The following is a 21,600-nucleotide window of genomic DNA, read 5'->3' as shown; positions in this document are numbered from 1 at the left end:
TATGCTGAGCGCACACTAAATATCTCACAAAATAATTTTTTAATAATTATTTATTTTGAATGCTTTTAACTGATTAAGACTATTGTAACTAAAACGAATATAAATTCATGTTTTTTCAAATAGTAGACATATTAGGAACCATTGCTTTCGCTATTTCTGGTGCATTAGTGGCAATGAATAAACGCATGGATCCATTTGGAGTTCTTATTATAGCCTTTGTAACTGCTGTAGGAGGAGGAACTTTACGCGATATTATGATAGGAATAGAACCTGTTTCTTGGATGAAAAATATGACCTTTGTTTACGTTATCATAGGTTCTGTGGTTTTCGCAGTTCTCTTTAGAAAACGAATTAATTTTTTAAGAAAATCACTCTTCCTTTTTGATACTATTGGGATTGCATTATATACTTTAGTTGGTATAGAAACCGGTCTTATTGCTGGTTTACATCCAATAATTTGTATAGCATTAGGTACTATGACGGCCTGTTTTGGTGGTGTGTTACGTGATGTTTTATGTAATGAAATCCCTGTGGTATTTAGAAAAGAGATTTATGCTACGGCTTGCATTTTGGGAGGATTTACCTATTTTATTCTACGTAAATTTTTATATGATGAAAATTATTTGTTTGTTATTGCTGGTTTGGTAGTCATTGTTATTAGACTAATTGCGGTACGTTTTAAAATTAGTCTGCCGAGTTTGTATAAAAAAGATAATATATAGCTCTGAATAATTAATTCAGTAAAAAAAATGCCAAGTATTAGAATTGTACTTGGCATTTTTTATAGTAATAATTAAATATATTTAATCTGCAACTACAGGTCTTGTAATTGGAGTATCACTTTTAACTACTACAAAAGATGAGATAGGATAATATGCTTCATAACCACTATTAACTACCCATGGCGAAAAATAGTATTCATAATCTATTGAAGTACCAGCAACACTATTAGTAAATTCATCAATTCTGGTTGGTACTTCCATTCCTGGGCACCATCCGGCTCTATCTGGAGTCCAATTTCCTGGTGCTTGATTATTAACAGGGTTAGAGGCACAGCCTAGTGGTCCTAAATAATGATCAAAAGTTGAAACATTATTTATATTTATATTATGTGTTCTATAACACCATTCTGCACATCTTCTGCCATCGTTATCACTTGGATAAGCTTCACCCCAACCACTAATTATAGTTCTTAAGTGTGTACTTTGTGCATTGCTCGGTATAGTTATAGTTTTAGTTAAATCTTTATCATGAGATGTTCCATAAGGTACACCTGCGGCAGAACCATTATCATAATTTATAATTCTTGCTATTTCGTAATATTGATAATCTGGTGTGCCTTCTATATAATCAAAATCTATACTAACTTCATATCCTTTTGCATTCCAGCACTCAGTTCTAATTCTTAATTCAACAGTACCAGTTAATAACGACTTAAAATCTGTTACATCAAACTCAAAACCTCTCTCTAATTGGCTGTTGTCATTCCAGTAAGGTGTTATAAATCTTGCCATCTCAAGTCTTTCTCCAGATATAGGATCCGTAACCTTAACATTTGCAAAAACATCCCATTCATCACAACCGCCTGTAGGACATGTAAGCTGAACATACATTTTTATAGTTTCAATGTTAGTTAAATCATCATGTAGAGTAAAGTTTTGTACAGAAGTTTGAGTATAACCTCCACCAAAAGCAACACGCTCTTGATCAAAAGTTTGGTAGTTATGTATTACAGGAGTCCCTTCACCAGATAATTGAACTGTAATATCGTCATCTAATTGTTCGTTCTCAATGGTTAAAACACCGTCTAAATCACCAATTGATTGTGGAGTAAATCTAAGGAAAACTACATTTGTATCGCTTATATCTTCAGAAGAAATTACGAGGTTATTAGAAAAAACGCTGTTATCATTAGAAACTTCAAAGCCTCCAGATGTTGTTAGCGTAGTATTAGAGGTTATATGGGTTAGTGTAAGAGTTAAATTTTCTGAAGTAGAATAACTATTAACTTGAGTATCTTCAAAATTTATTTGATTACTTGAAAGTGCAATTGTTGGAATAAGGTCTAAACCTGTCCCTGAAACTTCAATAATAATATTTTCAATTTCTTCGTTCTCAATGGTAACTGTACCTTCTAAATCCCCTACAGAAAGAGGTGCAAATTGAATGAATATGTTTTGCGAGTTATTTAAATCTTCTACAGATATGGTTATGTTATCTGAAAAAGTACTGTTATCTGTTGAAATTTGAAAGTTAGCAGACGATGAAATATTAATCTCAGTTTCTATATCAGTTATAGTAAGGGTGATTGGTTGAGATACTGATACGTCGTTAATTTCAGTGTCGGCAAAAATTAATGCATCTGATGAAGATGTTATTGAAGACGTTTCTCCAGAACCAGAGTTACCATTATCATCATTGCCACAACTTATACTGACTAAAGTAAATAATAAAATAAAGCAATAATAAAATTTGTGTTTAAAGTTTTTCATGAGGTTTTGTTAAAAATTAATGAGTGTAAGCTAAATTAATTTTTTTTTAAAAGTTACAAATGAAATGCCCATTTTACTTTAGTATTTTTATGATAATGATGCTTTTTGTATTGTTTATTGTTTATTTTTAAAAATGGCGTTATTAAATTGAGAATAATATAATATTGTGTTTGTTATAAATTGAATACAAATTATACTCCAAACTGAGTTAAGTGATGGTCTAGATGTTTGTAAAACATATTATTCCATTCCGTTTTATTTAATTTTCCAAAAGAATGGCTTTCACGGTTATGATAATAGTCACTACCCAATTCTTGGACTTTAACGATATAATCAACCAATCGGTCTTTTTCTAAATTAAAGTCTTTTTCATTGGTAATTAAAAAAACTGGTGCAGTACGGCTGTTTCTTTTATAGGGTTTTTCACTCACTACAACTTTTTTAACAAACGTTTTAAGCATCCATTTCATTAAACCTTTTGGTTTAGGGTGTTTGTCTTCAAAATCCATTTCGTAAGTAACATTGCAATGGGCTAACATTTGGTCTACAGACATTTTTCCCCAATTTGGTTTAGTGTTTGGGTTAAGTTGGTTAATACGTGCAATAACCTCTTCTGTAACAGCTTTGTCAAAAATGTTTTTCATATTTGGTTGTTTTTTGGTTGGTTGATTATCCTTTAATCATATCTCTGTATTCCTCAAAAAACGCTTCAAAAAGACTCATGTTTTTATTAAAGAATTCCATAACATCGCGCCAAGTGTTTTTATTATGGATAGATACTTTTTTTTCTAAAGGTATGTAAATACGAGATATCTCTTTGCCATTATTTAAAAAAAACTCCTCCTCGTAAATAGCATCTGGTAAATACTCATTTTTTAAAATACCCTTTAAAGCTTCTAATTTTTCCCAGCAATTAATTCGGTTTTCTAAGTCGTCTTCTAAATCTAATGCAATTAATGCCGACTTTGTATCGAAGTGAAATTTAAAAGCAGCACCTTTTATTTTAGTATTATATAACAACCATTTTCTTGGAAATGATTTCCCAAAACTGGTCCAAAATTCTTGTCTTAATAGTCTCGATTCTTCTTTGGAAAACATTTATATAAAATAAGCAATTATAATCCCTAAAATAATAGCAATTAACTTAGATAGATTGAATTTATGGCCTTCACTAGATTCAAATAAAATTGTAGTAGCTATGTGTAAAAATATACCAATAACAAAGGCATTAATAACATCTACATAATTAAGCATTACACTAGAGTGGTTAGAAATAAAGGTTCCAAAAGGTGTCATTGAAGCAAAAACAATTAAGAAAAATATAATTTGAAATTTGCTGTAACTAGATTTTAATAAAAATGCAGTAATTAAAATAGCAATAGGTATTTTATGAATTAAAACACCATAAACCATGTCATTGTGCTGATGTATAGGAAAACCTTCTAAAAAGCTATGTATACAAAGGCTAATAAATAGTAGCCATGGAAAATTGGTATCCTTATTATGTATATGCACGTGGCCATGTTCTGCACCTTTAGAGAAAAACTCTAAAATGATTTGTAGCAGTATACCAAACATAATATACAAACCCGTTTTTTTTGCATTTAAATGCAGATATACCTCTGGTAATAAATCAAAAAGTGTAAGTGCTAGTAAGAAAGCACCACTAAAAGATAGCAGTAATTTTGTGTATAAAGATTTTTGCTTTTTAGTAAAAAAAGCAATTACAACGCCAATAATAACGGCTAGTAATGGAAGTAAATAGCTGTTCATTTTACTTAAAAATCAGTATTAAACGATCTGAAGTTTCAGGATGATATTTTTTTAATTTATAATTACCAAAGACATCTAATAAGTGAACGCCTGCTTTTTTAAATAGGTTTTCAAAATCTTCTAAAGTAAAAGCTTTAACACGTTCTTGAAATTCAAACTGTTCTCCATCAGCTTCAAAATTGATGTCTTTTATAATGTAACCATTTTTTACATAGCGTTGCTGATGAAAGTCTATGCCTTCTACTGTTTTAACATCTTCTGCAACTAAATTTTTAATAACGTAATTTGTATTCATAAAATCTATAACACCAAAACCAAATTCGTTAAGTTCTTCTTTTATAGCTGCTATTGTTTTAAGATTACAATTCTCATCTTCAAAATAACCAAAGCTTGTAAATAGGTTAAAAACGGCATCAAAAGTATCTGGATATGTTTTGCTCATATCATGTACATTAAACTTTAATGTTTCGTTTTCATATTGTTTAGCGTGTGCAATACTTTGCTCAGATAAATCTAAGCCTGTTACGTTGTAGCCTAAGGAATTTAAATACACAGAATGTCTACCTTTACCACAAGCCAAATCTAATATTTTAGCTTGTGCTGGCAGGTTAAGGTAATTGGTGAGATTATCCATAAAACCTTGGGCTTCTGTGTAATCTCTGTCCTTATATAAAATATGGTAATATGGTGTGTTAAACCAAGAAGCATACCATTGTTTAGTTGATTTACTCATAATGTAAAATGTACTGCAAAAATACTGTATTTTTGCAATCTATTTATAGTAGTATATGGAAGATAATTTCAAAATGTTAGCCAAGACGTTATTTGGCTTTGAAGATATTTTAGCAAAAGAACTCACGCAACTTGGTGCTATGCAAGTAGAAAAAGGGGTGCGTAATGTTAGTTTTGTTGGTGATAAAGGCTTTATGTACAAAGCAAATCTTGGCATAAGAACTGCTATTAAAATCCTAAAACCAATTCATTCTTTTAGAGTAACAAAAGAAGAGGATCTTTACAAAAATGTAAAGAACATGAAATGGGAAAATTACATAAAAGCTAATGGTTCCTTAGCTGTTGATGCTACTGTACATAATAGTGTTTTTACCCATTCTCTTTATACAGCGTTAAAAACAAAGGATGCTATAGTAGATCGTTTTAGAGATTTAGAAGGTGTACGGCCAGATGTAGATTTGCGTTTTCCAGATTTAAAAATAAACGTCCATATTGATCGTCAGCGCTGCACAATTTCTTTAGATACCTCTGGTGAATCTTTACATAGAAGAGGGTATAAGTCAGCCACTAATATTGCACCAATTAATGAAGTTTTAGCTGCTGGTTTAATAATGATGAGTGGTTGGGATGGACAAAGCGATTTTATGGATCCAATGTGTGGTAGTGGAACTATGTTGGCAGAAGCTGCAATGATTGCCTGTAATATACCACCAAATCTAATGCGCAAGGAATTTGCTTTTGAGCGTTGGCAAGATTGGGATGTTGATTTGTTTGAGAAAATTGAAGAATCACTGTTGAAAAAAACACGTGATTTTCATTATAAAATACTAGGTTACGATAAGTCGCCATCAGCTGTAGCCAAAGCAAAGGAGAATATTAAGAATGCACATTTAGATGAATTTATTCATATTCAGCATGAAGATTTCTTTAAAACTCGTAAATCTGGAAATGAAAAATTACATATGGTTTTTAATCCGCCTTATGGAGAACGTTTAGAGAATTTAAATGTTGAAGAATTCTACGGAAATATTGGTTCTACTCTAAAACATGGTTATCCTAACACCAATGCGTGGTTGGTAACTTCTAATCTTGAAGCTTTAAAATTTGTAGGATTAAGACCTTCTCGAAAAATAAAAGTTTTTAATGCTAAACTTGAAGCAAGATTAGTAAAGTATGAAATGTACGAAGGGAGTCGTAAGGCAAAGAAAAACCTTTAGTTTTAAATGGTTTTTTACATTTCGGTATGTTTAGTAAGGTACTCTGAGAACCATTTTAAATCATTTAACACGTATTTTTCGTTCTCATCATCAAATCCAAGAATTTGATGTATTCTGTCTTTGGTATCTACTAAATTAAGAGTACCCACGTATAATTCATCATTTATTTCTTTAACATTGTAGATAAAGGTTTTAATGTTGTTAGAATCAAATGTGTTTTCTCCAAATTCATTTTTAATTTTTATAACTTTTGGTAATAATGTTTTTAAATTATTATTGGATTTTTTTTTATTTTGAATTCTCGAAAAGTTAAAATAAGCAGTACCAGCCAAAAATAAGATGCCTGCAATTATTTTTCCGCGGTTGGCTCCCAAAAAATCAAAGTTATCCCAAATTAGAAATGTAGTTATGCAGATTGCAGCTATTAGAGGGAAAATAATAAGACCTAATACAATGGTATAATCTGTTTTTGATTTTCCGATAATGATAGTTCCATATTCAGAAACATAAGAAATTTTGTGCCTTTTTAGCTTAGACTCTAAAATAGTAGTACTAGGATTTTTCATTTAATTCTTGCAATTGTAAATTATAATCGTATTGCAAATCTTCATGCAGTACACTAATTTTTTTCTTAATAGATAAGATTTGACGCTCATATAAATTACTGAGTGTTGTGTTTCTATGTATTGAAGGTTTTAGTTCGTTAAGACGTTTGCAGAAGTAGAGTAGGAGTTCTACCTCTGTTGTTTTTTTTAAAGAATATCTACTGTAAACTCTTATTTGTCTTAAGATTTTCCGAATCGTTTTCTTCATGTAGAAGTAACTATCTGTATTTATAGCTTCAAATAATTCATCTAAAGTTGTTTTTACACTGGCTACATAACCATCTTCATCATGAGATTGAAATAATAAATAAGTGAGTAACGCTTTATTTTCTTTTTTAAATTTCCCTAAACGCAAGCATAGTTCTAGAAGTTCTTCTTGGGATAAATGCTTTAATTCCTTTTTTATAATGGCAATAGATTCAATTTTCATTATCTAAATGTAGTACTAAATTATTAATATGGAAATCTAATTATTAATCTTTAAAAAATATTGCCTTTAAAATTACAGATTATCAAAAACAATTAATCAAATTAACAAAGATTAAAAAAAGCTAGAATTATAATAATTACCTAACATTTCAACGGGTTGATACACAAAAATCTATCTATATTTATAGATAACAACTAATCTGATTAACTAAATTTTTTTTATTATGAAATTAAAATTACTTTCTTTTTTAGGTGCAATTTTTACCTCTTTTATTTTTTCACAAACCCAGAATTGTCTTGATTTTGATGGAACAAATGATTTTGTTCAAACAACCTATGCAGGAGTTTTAGGTTCTTCAGACAGAACGTTTGAAGCTTGGGTAAATTTTAGTTCTAATGCACCAAGTACTAATTTGGCTATTATAGATTATGGTGCTGGTAGTTCTGGATCGAGAAATACATTTATGATAAATTCTAACAGAGGGTTAAGCTTTATTTCTGGAGGTACTAATGCAAACTTATCATCTACATCTACAGGGATAATTACGGCTGATACATGGACACATGTAGCTTTTGTTTTAGATAATGGTACAGGGTATCTTTATGTAGATGGGGCAGAAGTAGGAACGGGTAACTTAAGTGGAGTTAACACAACTTCATCAACAGATTTAAGAATTGGTCAGCGTGTACCTGGAGGTACCATAAGATTTTTAGGAAAAATTGATGAGGTAAGAATATGGAACGTAGCGCTTTCTCCAAGTGAAATTATGGCAAATATGAATAGTGAAATTTGTCCATCTACTGCTGGATTAACGGCATATTATCAGTTTAACGAGGGAATGGATGGTGCTGACAACACTACTGTGGATACTTTACCAGAATTGGTTGCTGGCAATGACGGCGTTCTAAATAATTTTACTCTTAATGGTGCTACCTCTAATTGGGTTTCTGGTAGTACAGCTTTAGCAAGTTTTGCTGTAGATACTTCGGTAACGGAGAGTAATGGTGTTCTTACAGCACAACAATCTGGAGCTACTTACGCTTGGATAGATTGTGGAAATGATAGTTTTATTTCTGGTGAAACTGCCGCGAGTTATACGCCTACGGCTGTTGGTGATTATTCTGTAGAAATTACTTACAATGGATGTGTTTTACAATCGGATTGTATCACTGTTTCTTCTCTTGGAGTAACAAATAATCAGTTATTAGATAATTTAAGTATATCTAAAAATCCTTCACAAGTTTTAAGTTTTAATAGAATGATTGAAACTGATGCAAAAGTATCTATACATTCATTATCTGGAAAAGAATTGTTTGTCGCTACCATGAGTGATGCTCAAACATTTAGTCCGTCTATAGCTTCTGGTTTATATTTGGTAACGGTAACTCAAAATAATGCTAGTAAGACTTTTAAATGGATTAAAGAGTAAAAAAAGAAGATTTTTATAGACCTAAACTAGAATTAATAATTTGTATCTTAATGCCTATTAAATATAGAAGCTAGGTTAATTTAAAATTAAAAAATAAAAGCAGTTTATTTACTGATGTTTTCAGCTAAATAAACTGCTTTTGTTTTTAAAATTAATCTAGAAATTGAATTTGGGTGTTTTTCAATAGACAGGAAGTTTAAAAAAAAATCAGTGAGTTTGATTTTAAACTGGCTTTATAACTATCTTAATTTTGAAATTAAAATAATTAATAAGAAAAAAGGGCTTTATTCTCTTTTTTTAGCTTCCTTCAGCGTAAACACAATTCTAGTAAATCTTCTAATGGTTAATGCCTAAGCTCTTATTTATTGTAATATTTAATACAATATTTACATTACAAATTTAGTGCTTTTAGAACTGTTTTTTTATAGGTTTGACCAATTGGGATGGTGTGTGTGTCGATTGTGATTTGATTGCCAGAAAGTTGATTCATTTTATTAAGGTTAATACTAAAAGATTTATGAATTCTTAGAAAATTATTTGGTAAGCTTTCTATGAATTTAGAAAATGTACTATGAGTTGTAATTGTTTTAATTTCAGTATGTACTTTTACATAATCTCCATAAGCTTCGATGTATTGAATATCGTTTAAAACTATTCTATGTAAAGCTTTATTTTCTTTTATAATGATAAAATCATCTTCCCTATTAACGTTACTATTAGTAATTGAAATCTTCTTAATAGCCGCCAAAAAGCGTTGGTATGATATGGGTTTTAATAAATAATCTATAGCATTAACCTCAAAACCATCAACCGCATATTGAGGATAAGCAGTTGTAAAAATAACTTTAGGTGGGTTTTTAAGTGCTTTATAAAAATTTAATCCAGATTGTTGAGGCATATTTATATCTAAAAAAAGCAAATTTATATCATTATTAAGTTCTAAATATTTAAGGGCTTCAATTGCATTGTTGCATGTTGCTTTTAAATCCAAGACATCTGTTTTTTCTATAAAATGTTGAAGTACCCGCTGTGATGAAACTTCATCGTCAATTATTAAACATGTTATTAGTTGGTTAACCTTCATTGATTATTAATGTTACTTCAAAAGTATCTTTTGTTTCGTTAACTTCAAACTGATGTTGATTTGGATATACTAATTTCAGATTGTTTTTTAGGTTTTCTATGCCAACACCTGAATATTTTTCTTCAAGTTGATTTTTTGTATTTAAGTTAGCATTACTTATATTAAATTTAAATTGTTTATCATTTTGGTGTAGCTTAATTTTAATAGGTGTATTAGTTTGGCCAGCAATGACTCCATGTTTGAAGCTGTTTTCCAATAACGGTAATAATAACATAGGATAGATTTTAAAGGATTCTTCTTCTATATCAATTTCAAAATGGGTTGTGTTTAGAGTTTCTACGCGATGATTATGAAATGCAATATAATTTTTAAGTAAACTAATTTCATCTTTTATAGAAACACGTTCTGTGTCCGAATCGTAAATAACATACCTCAAAACATCAGAAAGTTGTACAATAGCATTTGTTACACCGTCTTTCTTTTCTAATGCTAAAGCATAAATAACATTTAAAGAATTAAATAAAAAGTGCGGGTTTAGTTGAGCTCTTAAAGTAGTTAATTGAGTCTCTATTTGCTGATTTTTTAGACGTAATATTTTGTTCTCATTAGTATTAAAGTAAAACCAATCTTCTGCTAGTTTTAATAATGTTGTGAGCACTAAAAAAATAATAAAAACTAATAAAATATTAGGTTTTGAGAGATAGGAAATAAAAAAGTAACTCGGAAATATAGTGTCTAATATAGGATGTAAAAGCCATGAACTTAAAAAGGCAAAAATTAATAGGTTTATAACAAAACTTAAAATGTAAAAACCGTATTTTTCTTGTTTTAATAATTGAGGAATATAAATATAGAAATTAATACTAACAGGTATAGCCAACAATATTATAAATACGGTAGTATAAATGTAGTCTATTTTAATTGGTGCTTTTCCTTTTGAAAAAACAAAGAGTAAAATTATAAATGCCAAAACCCACAGAACACCATTAAAAATAATTGGTCTGTGGTAATTTGTTTTCTTTATAAGTAAATTTAAATTAAGGCTTTGCATTAGCTTTTATTAAATTTAATTTATCTGCTGATTTCCATGTTTTATCTTTATTGCTAATTTCATTAAATAAATCTGCTTCAACACATTTTTTTAAAAATGATTGTAATTCTTCAGAAGATGCTGTTATTAATAAATCTTGTTGAAACCCAACATTCTCATGTTTTAGACGTATTTTTTGATTTTCAAAAAGATCTTTAATGTGCTCTTCACTTAACCATGATAGTGAAACTACTGCTTCGGAGTTAGTATCTAATTTTGCAACCGAATGTGTTTTAAGAAGATGTTCTGCTGCTAAGCTGTTGATTTCTTCATCTTCAATCTCAATAGGAATAAAGTCTAAAAAATACTGCTCTTTAATTTTAAATGGCATAGCTATAAAACCAGCTTCTTTTTCTTTTTTTAAGTAGGTGATGTAATAGCCTTCTTTATAGATTTCAAATGTTTTTAATTCTTCTTTTGATAATTTGAGACCATTCTTTTCATCTTCTTCTATTTTAGATTTAATGGATTCGACATTCCATTCTCCTTTTTTGTTATCTACCCAATTTCCTAATAGCTTTTCATTAAAGCTTAAGCTATCTTTTGTGTAGAATGGTTGAAGTGATTTTACAATACAAGAGCTAAATAATAGTACAACTAATATTAAAATAATTCCTTTGGTTTTCATAATACATTGTTTTAAAATATTCAACTAAGCTATATATATTAAATTTTTACCACAACAAATTTCGATAAACAAAATGCAACTAATGTCAAACAATTTATAACAAAAAAGAGAAGGCTTATTCCTTCTCTAATTAATTTTTTAAGTATATCTAAAAATCCTTTAAAAGTTTTAAGTTTTAATGGAATTATTGATGCTGATGTAAAAGTATCTATACATTCATTATCTGGAAAAGAATTGTGTGTTGCCATTATGGGTGATGCTCAAACATATTGTCCTTCTATCGCTTCTAGTTTATATTTGGCAACAGTATCTCAGAATAATGCTAGTAAGACTTTTAAGTAGGTTAAAGAGTAATTCTAAAAATTGATAAGACCAATACTTATCCTCAAAACATGTAATAGTTGAAAAGTTAATTCGGGATTTTGAGTTTTTTTATTATTTAATTTTTTTACATAAAGGATAACTTTAAAAATTAATTTAACGTAATATTTATGGTTTAATATAAAAATGGCAATCTTAGAAGATTGCCATTTACATTTATCAAATATTGTATTCGTTGTGTTTTACCAAGTCATTTTATTTAGCCAATATTGGTCACCTAATTTGGTAATGTAGTACACGATACCATAATTTTTTACTGGGACTACTGTTTTGGGTAAAATATTTGGTGTTGTTGGTATACTGTGGTCTGTTAATCTTACTTTTGGTTTTAAGTATGTAATATTATTGTCTGTGTAAAACGAATTTAAAGATGATCTATCGTTATAATTAGATAATACTCTAATTCCATTTTCTAAATTTAAAGCGGTAAATGATCCAATTTCTTTTTGATGGTTTTTTAATTTCATTTCTTTAAATAAAGGTGTGAATCCTTTCAATGTTCCTTTAGTATCCATATTAACAATAATACTAGACCCATAAGTATAGAAATAGTCTAATTCTGTAGACATGGAATTGCCTGATTTTCTAAATGCACTATCAGTTAATTGTTTTTCACCAAACACATAAATTTCATCACCAATAACTTTAGTATCTACAATAGCCAAGCTTTTTAAATCTTCTGAGTTTATAGTTGAGCTCCATTGGTGTATGCCTATTAATTTGTTTAAATTTAAATCGTATAGGTAAGCCCCATCATTATCTTGGCCTTCTTTTTCATTTATTTTTATAATTGCTTTTTTTCCATTCCAATAAAAACCAGTTAGCATTGATTTGCCATTAACGTCAATTAATTCTGTCGACATTGGCATAAAACCATCTGAGGAAAATTCTATAGTTTCTACACTATTTCCGTTAAAGTTTAAGATTTCCGATTTTCTGGTCTTCTTATATTCATCTGTAACTTTAACCATTGATACCTTACCGGTATTATCTACAAATACTTCTTCGTTATAGGCTCTTTCACTACTATAGTTTAGAGTTTCACTTTGATTCCATAGGAGGTTTAAACTGGTGTCATAGACCCAAATCTTTACTTTTTCATTAGATTTTTTTTCAAAAGGTAAGTTAGCAACAATAGCAATTTTAGATTGATCAGGAGAAGTTGCAATATTAAAAAAACCAGATTTAGAATAGCCCTCAATATCAAAAGAGGCTATAATAGTGTTGTCACTAACAGAATTATCTGCTTGGGTATAAACTTGGGCATTCAACTGATGTAATTTAGATTTTTTATCCATTACAGTAGATAAAAATAGTAATTGATCATCAGTTTCTATAACCCTTCTTAAATCAGAAGCACGTAACCCTAATTTTGGTAAATTGAAGGTTTTGCTATCTATAGCTTGAAAAGTTTGGTCGTACTTGGTTAATACCATGGCTTTAATATTATCCATCATTACATTATCTAAGTGATGCAATGTCATAAAACCATATGGTGACGGAAAAACAATATTATAAATATCTTTTTCACTTTCTTTTTTAAACGATTTACCATGTTCTGTTTTAAAGGTTTGAGAAAACCCAAATGAAAAAGTTAAAAAAGTGGCTATTGCAATAATGTAAGCTTTCATAATTACAGGTTGTATATTTGTTCTTCTAATCTAGTAAATCTACCTTTTTCATCGTAGCTTAAGTCTAAATCAATACGTTTTTCTTGCATTAGATTTAATGTTTCTTCTGCTTTTGCTTTGTCCTTTAAACTGATATCTACTTTCATTAAATTAAAGAAAATTATTTTAGCAATGTCTTTGTTCATTACTGCTTTTTTATCTTTGTAATCTATTTTATTTAGTTCTGAAAACCAGATGTCTCTAACATTATTAAGGTCAGAACGTACTTTTTCTCTTAATTCAGAGCTAGTATCTTCTTTTAATTTTCTATAGGCAGAAACTGCCTTTATTTTGGCATTTTCTAAAATGTCATAATCTCGTTTTTTGTTTTTAGGGTATTCAATTTTTATAGTCGCGGCAACTGGTACAAAACCAAATTGACTATTAATATAATCATTAATTTCTTCCATTATTTTATTAACATTGTTTTTTTCATAACGGTCTAGGTTAATAGTGTTACTAGAAGATGACGTTAAAAATTTAAATTCTTCATCAAATGTTTTTTCATCTATTACGGTTGCACCATTTAATACGGTTAGTTTAGAAGGTTGGCTGTAAAATGTCTGTCCGCCATTTGTTTGAAATTCCATTTTGCTAATATCTATAGCAAAAAGCACGCCTTCGCCACGTTCATAACCAGAAAGTGTAATACCGTCAGCTAATACTTGGTTGTCAAAAATAAGATAGTCGTTTAAGTTAGGATCTCTATAAACAGGCTCTCTTGGTTCTATATATTTAGGTTTAGCAGGTACCACTAGTTTTGGTTTTTTGCCTTGGTCAGTTAAGGCTAAGCGTTCTATTAAAGATAATTCTTTAAAATCTTTCATTTCTTTATCATAACGTTCTTCTGCTTTTTTTACGTCATCATCGTAACTAGCTAATTTTTCTTGGTATTCTGCTTCGCTCTCTTTTAAAACATTTGAATAATTTGATTTTTCTTCTTCAAAATCTTTTAATGATTGTGTCTTTACATCTTCTTCAGTTAACGTATAAGGAGTTTCAACTACAACTTTGTACGCATTAATAGATGCGTCTAGTGGGTTTTTGGGTGTTTTTACATCAAAGTATCTTACTTGCTCAAACATTGCCCTTTGCGAATGCCCTAAAGTGAATATCATTAATGCAATAAATGTTAGTAGGAAATAATTTTTCATTATATACGTTTTTTGATTTTTTAATGTTTTAAAAATACAATAATTAAATTTGGTAATATATAGTTAATAAACAGGTGTGTAGACTATTGTTGTTAAATAATAAAGCTTTAAATTGAAAGTTAAAGTGTTATTGATTTGTTATTTGATGAGTTACAATTTAATATTATAAAGCGACAAGGCTTTACGTTAAATTGAAATTAAAAAAAATACCTATTGTTAACGTAATTTTGGATAATCTGACGGATTTAGTTCGTGCATAACGTCATAAATAGCTTCAAAGATGTCTTCTACAGATGGTTTAGAAAAATAATCACCATCAGTTCCGTAAGCAGGTCTGTGTGGTTGCGCCGCTAATGTTTTTGGTTTGCTATCCAAATATTCAAAGGCATTTTGCTCATTTAGTATTTGATCTAAGATAAATGCAGAAGCTCCTCCTTTTACATCTTCATCAATTACCATAACTCTATTGGTTTTGGCAATACTCTTTACAATGTCGTGATTTAAATCGAAAGGTAATAACGACTGCACATCAATAATTTCTGCGTCAATACCAACTTCTTGCAGTTCTTTAGCGGCTTGTTCAACCAATCTCAAAGTAGAACCGTAAGATACTAAAGTGATATCGTCACCTTTTCTAATAGTTTCTACAATACCAATTGGTGTTTTAAATTTACCAATATTATTTGGTAATTTTTCCTTTAATCGGTAGCCATTTAAACATTCTACAACTAAAGCGGGCTCATCACTTGCAAGTAAGGTGTTATAAAAACCAGCAGCCTTAGTCATATTTCTTGGTACTAAAACATGAATTCCTCTTACAAGGTTTAAAATACCTCCCATTTGTGAGCCAGAGTGCCAAATACCTTCTAATCTGTGGCCTCTAGTTCTAACAATTAATGGTGCTTTTTGGCGTCCTTTAGTTCTGTATTGAACGGTTGCCAAATCATCGCTCATTATTTGAAGCGCATACATTAAATAATCTAAATATTGTATTTCTGCAATAGGTCTTAAACCTCTCATAGACATACCAATACCTTGACCTATAATTGTAGCTTCTCTAATTCCGGTATCTGCCACTCTAAGTTCGCCATGTTTTTTTTGTAAACCCTCTAAGCCTTGGTTAACATCACCAATATATCCTGCATCTTCTCCAAAAATTAAACTTTCTGGGTATTTAGTAAAAATAGCATCGAAATTTTCTCTTAAAACAACGCGTCCATCAACTTCTTTGGCATTGTCGTCATAAGTTGGTTTAATTTCAGATTGTTGTAATACATTTAGATTAGATTGGCTATGTAGATGCGAACTATATTTTGGTTGTATAATTGAGAAATAATTATTTATCCAATTCTGAAGTGCAGTTTTTGCAGATGAATTTTCTGATACTACGTAGCGCAGTGCCTTACGAGTAGCGGATAAAATATCTCTTCTAAGCGGCTCATCTATAACTTCTAAATCGTGTACCAATTTTTTTATAAATACACCATTGGCACTAGTGCTGGCTAACTGATTTAGTAATTTAAGAGCCTCTGCAGCTTCTGCTTTTATTGGATTAATAAAGGTTTCCCAAGCTTCTTTTTTTGCGAGTCTTACTTCGCGCTTTATTTTACGTTCTAGGTCTAATAATTCGTCGTCTGTTGAGATGTTATTGGCAACAATCCAATTACGCATTTGCAAATTACAGTCGTATTCAGCTTCCCAATTTAAACGATTTGTGTCTTTATATCTTTCGTGAGAGCCAGAGGTTGAATGCCCTTGAGGTTGTGTTAGTTCTTGTACATGTATAATTACAGGTACATGCTCTTTTCTAGCAATAATGGCAGCACGTTGATACGTATCCATTAATTCTGGGTAGTTCCATCCATTAACTCTAAATATTTCGTAGCCATTATGGTCTTCAGTACGTTGAAAACCTTTTAAAATTTCTGAAATATTTTCTTTTGTTGTTTGGTGTTTAGCGTGTACAGAAATACCATAATTATCATCCCATACACTTATAATCATTGGTACTTGTAAAACGCCAGCAGCGTTAATGGTCTCAAAAAACAAACCCTCACTTGTACTTGCATTACCAATAGTTCCCCATGCTATTTCATTACCCGAAACAGAAAAATTAGTAGTATTTATACCTTTTACTTTTCTGTAAATTTTAGAAGCTTGTGCTAAACCTAAAAGTCTTGGCATTTGGCCTGCTGTAGGTGAGATATCTGAACTAGAATTTTTTTGTTGTGTAAGATTATTCCAATGGCCATTTTCATCTAAACTATGCGTAGCAAAGTGTCCACCCATTTGTCTACCAGCAGACATAGGTTCTTCTTTTAAATCTGTATTGGCATATAAACCAGCAAAAAATTGCTCTACGGTTAGTTCTCCTATAGCCATCATAAAGGTTTGATCTCTGTAATAACCAGATCTAAAATCGCCGTTTTCAAAAGCTTTAGCCCATGCAATTTGCGGAATTTCTTTTCCGTCGCCAAAAATTCCAAATTTTGCTTTACCTGTTAAAACTTCTCTACGACCTAACAAACTACATTCTCTACTGGTTACAGCAAGTTTATAATCATTTAAAACTTCCGCTTTAAAATCATCAAATGTAATTTCTGTTTTTGTGTCAGGATTTGTCTTCATGCAGGAATAACTAATTTTACGCGAAAGTACAAAAATTAATACTCTTATGCAATAAGGGTAATAGTTATAATAATATCATATTCTTTAAAAAGTTGTATTTTTATTAAGAATATTTCAATATAATTAAAAATATTAACAATTGATTAGGAATTTGTTAATACCACTTTCTTCTAAAAAGACCTAGAAGAACTTGAGGATCTACAGTAAACATAAAGCGGATACTTTTATCGTAATCTGGCTGTGCAATTTCCCAACCTAAATTTGAATAAATTGGTAGATAAATTTCAAAATAATCTTCTACTAAATTTAATCTAATACCAGAATCGTAAACAAACTTTGTGTTTTCAAATTTGTTTTTTACTAATCCTAAATCACCATAAGCTTGAATATATCTCCAAATCGATGTGCTAAAATTTGCAGTAGTCATCCATTGATTTGCAAAGGCAGGTTCTAATTGCGATTTAAAGCCTCCTTCTGCAATAATAAGTTGTTGACTAAATAGGCCTGCAGCTTCAGAACGTCCTAAATAATTAAGGTCAAACATGTAGTCTGTTGGTCTATCTAAAGCAAAACTAAAATAATCATCTCTTGGGTCTGAATTGTTTTCTAAAAAGAAACCTGCATAAAATCTAAAGTTTATATTTCTGTTACTTTTGGTTAATTTTCTAAACTCAAAATTAAGAGCAAGCTTACTAAACTTATCTGCAATCTGAAAATCGGTATTAAATTTTGAAAAATTTATAATTCCAGGATTAGAGTGTGTGTAGTTTAAATTAAAAACACCGTAATCTGGTTCGTCTACAATGGTGGTAGCATTTTCTCCAAGTTCTCTTTTAATACTTACGAACCTAGCAGTAATAATATCTGTAGCATTAGATCTAAAATTTTTATCGTCTCTAAAAGCAAATGAAATTGAGGGCCTTAATCTTGTAAAAAAAGCATCATCAGCAAAAGATTGATAACCAGCAAACATGCCATAGGTTATATTGTATAAATTTTGGTTTTCTATATTGTGTGTGTAGAATATAGACGTAGAGCCGGTTAAGGCTTTAGATTTTGTAGCATATTGCGGTGAAAAACGATAGTTTAATCGTTTTCTCAACGTGGTTTTATTATACACTTTAGCACCTAATGTTAAACCATCATAAATATTATTAAATTCCACCAGAGGCATAAAGAATATTTGATTGTAATTTGGGTCTTCTACATCTTTAAATAATCTAAATTGTAATGGTTTGTTATTTAACAAACCTCCATTTACGGCTTTATAATTATCTCTTTGATTGTACTCTGGTATAACATTGTCATAATCTAGTACAAATTTTTCTGTACTATCTTTTTCTATTGTAACTGTTTTTTTGCCTTGTATGTTTTCTACCCATAATTTCCCTATTACACTATCGTTTTGTAATTTAAATAACGAGATAGGCATTGTATTATTACGCTTGTTTTTTATGGTTATTTTTAAAGAATCTTGTAAGCTTTCTACTTCTGTAATTTTAAAATCAATTTTTTTTCTTGAATTTATAAAATCTGTGAAAAACCAATCTATGTTTTTGTTGGTTTTAGATTTTATATAGTTTTTAAAATCATCAATTGTTACGGATTTCAATTGATAGGATTTTAAAAATTCGGTAATATTTTGAGTTAAACTAATATCGTCTGTAAAATGGTCTAAATAATTAAGACCAACGCCTGCTTTGTATTTTCCGGCAATATTAGCATTAAATTTTGTGAGTGAGTCTTTAGATGTAGAAATAGGTTGGTCTCTGTTTTTTCGAGCAATTTCCATGGAGTACAAAAAGTACTGAAAGTTAAATTCTAAATCTGCAGCATGAAAAGCTCTTATGCCCCAAACATCGGCTAGAGTTCCTAGTAATTTTTTATCTGGATAATTTTCTTCTACATACTTAATTAAGAAATAAATCTGAAGTCCTTCACTTAGCCAATGGTCTTTTCTAGGGTTAAGGAGTAAGGTGTTATCAATATATTTTTTTAAAGCAGTTTTTAAAAGTTTTAATTCATATTGAAAATCATTAGGGAATGGTCTTAAAAAATCTGGTAATTGATTTATTCCGTAAAGCGGATTTTTTTGATAATCTATATGAGAAACTAGTAATAATTGATGAGGGTATTCACCTAGATGTTTAGTTAAATATCTTGTGACTTTATCAGTTATGATAGCTTTTTCAGTTGTAGTGATTTCTTTTTCATATATGTTAGAAGCTATTGTAAAATCGTCTGTTCTTATAAAACGAAATGAAGGAAATTTTTCAATAGCAAGATAAGAGTCTAATCTATCTTTACCAGTTAAGGTAAGGGTTTGTTTTTGATTTTTGTTGTTAGCTTCTAAATTTAAAAAGTCTAATTCTGATGTTACTTTATAATTTCTAGGATAGGTTAGTTTTAATGTAATATCTGATTTAGGTACAAATAAATCATCTAAGTTTTTATTACTGTAATAATGCCATTTACCATCAAATATAACTGGCGTAATGTACCAGTATTTAAGATGAAAGTCCTCATTTTTTGTTATACCATAATCTGTAAAAGTTGCATCTGGTATTATAAGATCGTAAATAAGTTGCAGGTGGTAAGATTCTCCAGGGTTTAATGGTTTAGCTAAACTTACGTTTATAACATCTGGATGATTTTTTAATCTCGTATAGTCCAACTTGGTAGAGTCAGAATCTTTTATAGCAGTAACCAATGTATAGCCACGTTGTTCGCTTTTGGCTAAGTGAAATTTAGTACTAAACTCTTCTTCAAAACGTTTTGCTAAAGGTGTTGTTTTAGTTGAGTAACTGTTATTCCAATCACTTAAATAAATTTCATTTAGCGCTATGTTAGTTTCGTTTTTATAAATTATTGATTGATTAACATTAATGGTTTTTGTTTCTACAATTACATTGGCAGAAATATCTATAGCATTCTGTGTATAACAGGCTAAGCTAAAGGCAAATAGTAAAACCGTTATTTTTAATACATGATTCAATTAAAAACTATGAATTTTAATGGATTGATATTTCGGTTTAAAAGGGCTAGATAATAGAGGCCGTCTTGTAAACTTGAAACATCAAGATATTGTTTTACTTCGCCGTTGGTTTGAAATGTTTTCACCTGCTGACCTAAACTATTATATATAACTATAGTTTCATTATTGTAATTGAAATTATAATTTAAGATTAACGTGTCGTATATAATATTGCTCTCTAAATTTAACTTACTGACAGATTCAAGCTCATTTATACTTAAAAAAGTAGCATCCGTTTGCAGCGATAATGTAACGGGTAAATGATCACTAAAATTGTGTAAATGATTTCTTAATGTATACGAAAATTGTGAACCAGTGGTTTCGCAGTCTGAAGAATTGATAGATTTATTCCAACAAGATACCAATCCATTATTACCGTATACCTGATAAGAATCGGCAACAAAACTAAGGTCTGTTGAATTTGCCATATTATCAGAAGTTAGAATGAAATCAAAACGATCATCAAAACCACCTGTAGATCCACCATAACCTGTTTGAGTTCTGGTAGACTGTGTAAATACATCTACGTAACTAGAATTATTATGCCAACTACCAACACGGTTTGCAGGATCTATAAAAGTAATATTGTTATTGGTGTTTAATAAAGTTTGAAACGCACTTTCGCTAGAGGTATAAACATTTAAATCTCCACTAAATAGTACAAAAGTGTCATTAGTAAGCGTATCTAGATAGATTTCCAAATCTTCTATCATCTCAAAACGTTTTTGTGCATTTGTTGTTCCGCTAGATGCTTTTAAATGACCAATAATTACGTAAAATTCAACTGGATTGGTATTTTGATTAACAGTGTTTAATTGTAATCGATACACATTAAAATCTCTTAAGTAGGTAGGAACAATAATTTCTTGAATAATTGTAAACTTACTACTATCATAATAAAGTAGATTTTGTAAATCATTTTGGTCTCCATAGTTGTCGTCTGAAGTGTTGGAAACGTAAGTTGCCATTTCAAAATCTGAACTAATTTCAGACTTAGTTACATTTAAAACATCTATTGCACCAGAAAGATTATTTAACTCACATACTAAAAATAAATCGGGTTGATAGTCATTTATAATATAAGCTAAATCATTAATTCTGTTAGGTACAGCGTCTTCTAATGGATAATTTAATAAATTATAAAACATTACTTTAAAGGTCTCTTGTGCAGAAACAATTGAAAGGGAAAGTGACATTAGTGTAAAAAAACCAAAGATTTTCTTTTTCATAGCTGTGAATAAAAAATAGGTTTT

The 21,600-nt window shown here is 29.8% G+C and carries 18 protein-coding genes; 3 read left to right on the top strand and 15 right to left on the bottom strand.

The annotated features are described in order from the left end of the window. Positions 1 to 107: 107 nt before the first annotated feature. The gene (locus GN138_RS03805) at positions 108 to 722 is read left to right on the top strand and encodes a trimeric intracellular cation channel family protein (protein WP_157362269.1); all 615 of its coding nucleotides are present in this window, start codon (positions 108 to 110) and stop codon (positions 720 to 722) included. An 81-nt stretch (positions 723 to 803) separates the two neighbouring features. On the opposite strand, the gene GN138_RS03800 is transcribed toward GN138_RS03805, so the two are convergent. From GN138_RS03800 to GN138_RS03780, 5 genes are all read right to left on the bottom strand, one after another. Next, on the bottom strand, positions 804 to 2,492 hold the full coding sequence (locus GN138_RS03800) for a peptide-N-glycosidase F-related protein (RefSeq protein WP_157362267.1): 1,689 nt from the start codon (positions 2,490 to 2,492) through the stop codon (positions 804 to 806). A 191-nt stretch (positions 2,493 to 2,683) separates the two neighbouring features. Then, entirely contained in the window at positions 2,684 to 3,136 is a 453-nt protein-coding gene (locus tag GN138_RS03795) for a DUF1569 domain-containing protein (protein WP_157362265.1), read from the bottom strand. A 25-nt stretch (positions 3,137 to 3,161) separates the two neighbouring features. Further along, complete coding sequence (locus tag GN138_RS03790) at positions 3,162 to 3,590, bottom strand: DUF4268 domain-containing protein (protein ID WP_157362263.1); 429 nt, start codon at positions 3,588 to 3,590, stop codon at positions 3,162 to 3,164. Next, complete coding sequence (locus GN138_RS03785) at positions 3,591 to 4,265, bottom strand: ZIP family metal transporter (protein WP_157362261.1); 675 nt, start codon at positions 4,263 to 4,265, stop codon at positions 3,591 to 3,593. 1 nt (position 4,266) lies between these two features. Then, the gene (locus GN138_RS03780; RefSeq protein ID WP_157362260.1) at positions 4,267 to 4,998 is read right to left on the bottom strand and encodes a class I SAM-dependent methyltransferase; all 732 of its coding nucleotides are present in this window, start codon (positions 4,996 to 4,998) and stop codon (positions 4,267 to 4,269) included. A 55-nt stretch (positions 4,999 to 5,053) separates the two neighbouring features. On the opposite strand from GN138_RS03780, the gene GN138_RS03775 reads away from it, so the two are divergent. After that, positions 5,054 to 6,214 (top strand): THUMP domain-containing class I SAM-dependent RNA methyltransferase, encoded by a 1,161-nt coding sequence (locus GN138_RS03775; protein WP_157362258.1) that lies wholly within the window; start codon positions 5,054 to 5,056, stop codon positions 6,212 to 6,214. Between the two features lie 14 nt (positions 6,215 to 6,228). Here the strand turns inward: GN138_RS03775 and GN138_RS03770 are convergent, their stop codons facing one another. Both GN138_RS03770 and GN138_RS03765 read right to left on the bottom strand, forming a co-directional pair. Continuing rightward, the gene (locus GN138_RS03770) at positions 6,229 to 6,780 is read right to left on the bottom strand and encodes a hypothetical protein (RefSeq protein WP_157362256.1); all 552 of its coding nucleotides are present in this window, start codon (positions 6,778 to 6,780) and stop codon (positions 6,229 to 6,231) included. Next, complete coding sequence (locus GN138_RS03765; protein ID WP_157362254.1) at positions 6,767 to 7,249, bottom strand: hypothetical protein; 483 nt, start codon at positions 7,247 to 7,249, stop codon at positions 6,767 to 6,769. The genes GN138_RS03770 and GN138_RS03765 overlap by 14 nt, the downstream gene beginning before the upstream one ends. A 223-nt stretch (positions 7,250 to 7,472) precedes the next feature. On the opposite strand from GN138_RS03765, the gene GN138_RS03760 reads away from it, so the two are divergent. Beyond that, positions 7,473 to 8,678 carry a LamG-like jellyroll fold domain-containing protein gene (locus GN138_RS03760; RefSeq protein WP_157362253.1) on the top strand — a complete coding sequence of 402 codons (1,206 nt, stop codon included), beginning with the start codon at positions 7,473 to 7,475 and terminating at the stop codon, positions 8,676 to 8,678. Positions 8,679 to 9,069: 391 nt separating this feature from the next. On the opposite strand, the gene GN138_RS03755 is transcribed toward GN138_RS03760, so the two are convergent. The 8 genes from GN138_RS03755 to GN138_RS03720 all read right to left on the bottom strand — a co-directional run bounded on the left by GN138_RS03755 (position 9,070) and on the right by GN138_RS03720 (position 21,576). Next, on the bottom strand, positions 9,070 to 9,762 hold the full coding sequence (locus tag GN138_RS03755; protein ID WP_157362251.1) for a LytR/AlgR family response regulator transcription factor: 693 nt from the start codon (positions 9,760 to 9,762) through the stop codon (positions 9,070 to 9,072). Further along, positions 9,752 to 10,813: a sensor histidine kinase gene (locus GN138_RS03750; RefSeq protein WP_157362249.1), complete on the bottom strand. Its 1,062-nt coding sequence runs from the start codon at positions 10,811 to 10,813 to the stop codon at positions 9,752 to 9,754. The genes GN138_RS03755 and GN138_RS03750 overlap by 11 nt, the downstream gene beginning before the upstream one ends. Then, on the bottom strand, positions 10,800 to 11,480 hold the full coding sequence (locus tag GN138_RS03745; RefSeq protein WP_157362247.1) for a hypothetical protein: 681 nt from the start codon (positions 11,478 to 11,480) through the stop codon (positions 10,800 to 10,802). Before GN138_RS03745 ends, GN138_RS03750 begins: the two co-directional genes overlap by 14 nt. Before the next feature lie 563 nt (positions 11,481 to 12,043). Beyond that, positions 12,044 to 13,492: a hypothetical protein gene (locus GN138_RS03740; protein ID WP_157362245.1), complete on the bottom strand. Its 1,449-nt coding sequence runs from the start codon at positions 13,490 to 13,492 to the stop codon at positions 12,044 to 12,046. A 2-nt stretch (positions 13,493 to 13,494) separates the two neighbouring features. After that, positions 13,495 to 14,685, bottom strand: coding sequence for a hypothetical protein (locus GN138_RS03735; RefSeq protein ID WP_157362243.1), 1,191 nt, complete (start codon positions 14,683 to 14,685; stop codon positions 13,495 to 13,497). A gap of 216 nt (positions 14,686 to 14,901) precedes the next feature. Then, positions 14,902 to 17,313, bottom strand: coding sequence for an alpha-ketoacid dehydrogenase subunit alpha/beta (locus GN138_RS03730; RefSeq protein ID WP_157362241.1), 2,412 nt, complete (start codon positions 17,311 to 17,313; stop codon positions 14,902 to 14,904). A gap of 154 nt (positions 17,314 to 17,467) precedes the next feature. Then, positions 17,468 to 20,308: a gluzincin family metallopeptidase gene (locus GN138_RS03725; RefSeq protein WP_157362239.1), complete on the bottom strand. Its 2,841-nt coding sequence runs from the start codon at positions 20,306 to 20,308 to the stop codon at positions 17,468 to 17,470. Beyond that, positions 20,305 to 21,576 (bottom strand): T9SS type A sorting domain-containing protein, encoded by a 1,272-nt coding sequence (locus GN138_RS03720; protein WP_157362238.1) that lies wholly within the window; start codon positions 21,574 to 21,576, stop codon positions 20,305 to 20,307. Before GN138_RS03720 ends, GN138_RS03725 begins: the two co-directional genes overlap by 4 nt. Between the last annotated feature and the right edge of the window lie 24 nt (positions 21,577 to 21,600).

The organism is Winogradskyella endarachnes (assembly GCF_009741275.1).
In the GTDB taxonomy this organism is placed as follows: Bacteria; Bacteroidota; Bacteroidia; order Flavobacteriales; family Flavobacteriaceae; genus Winogradskyella; species Winogradskyella endarachnes.
This window is presented reverse-complemented; position numbering and strand designations above follow the sequence as displayed.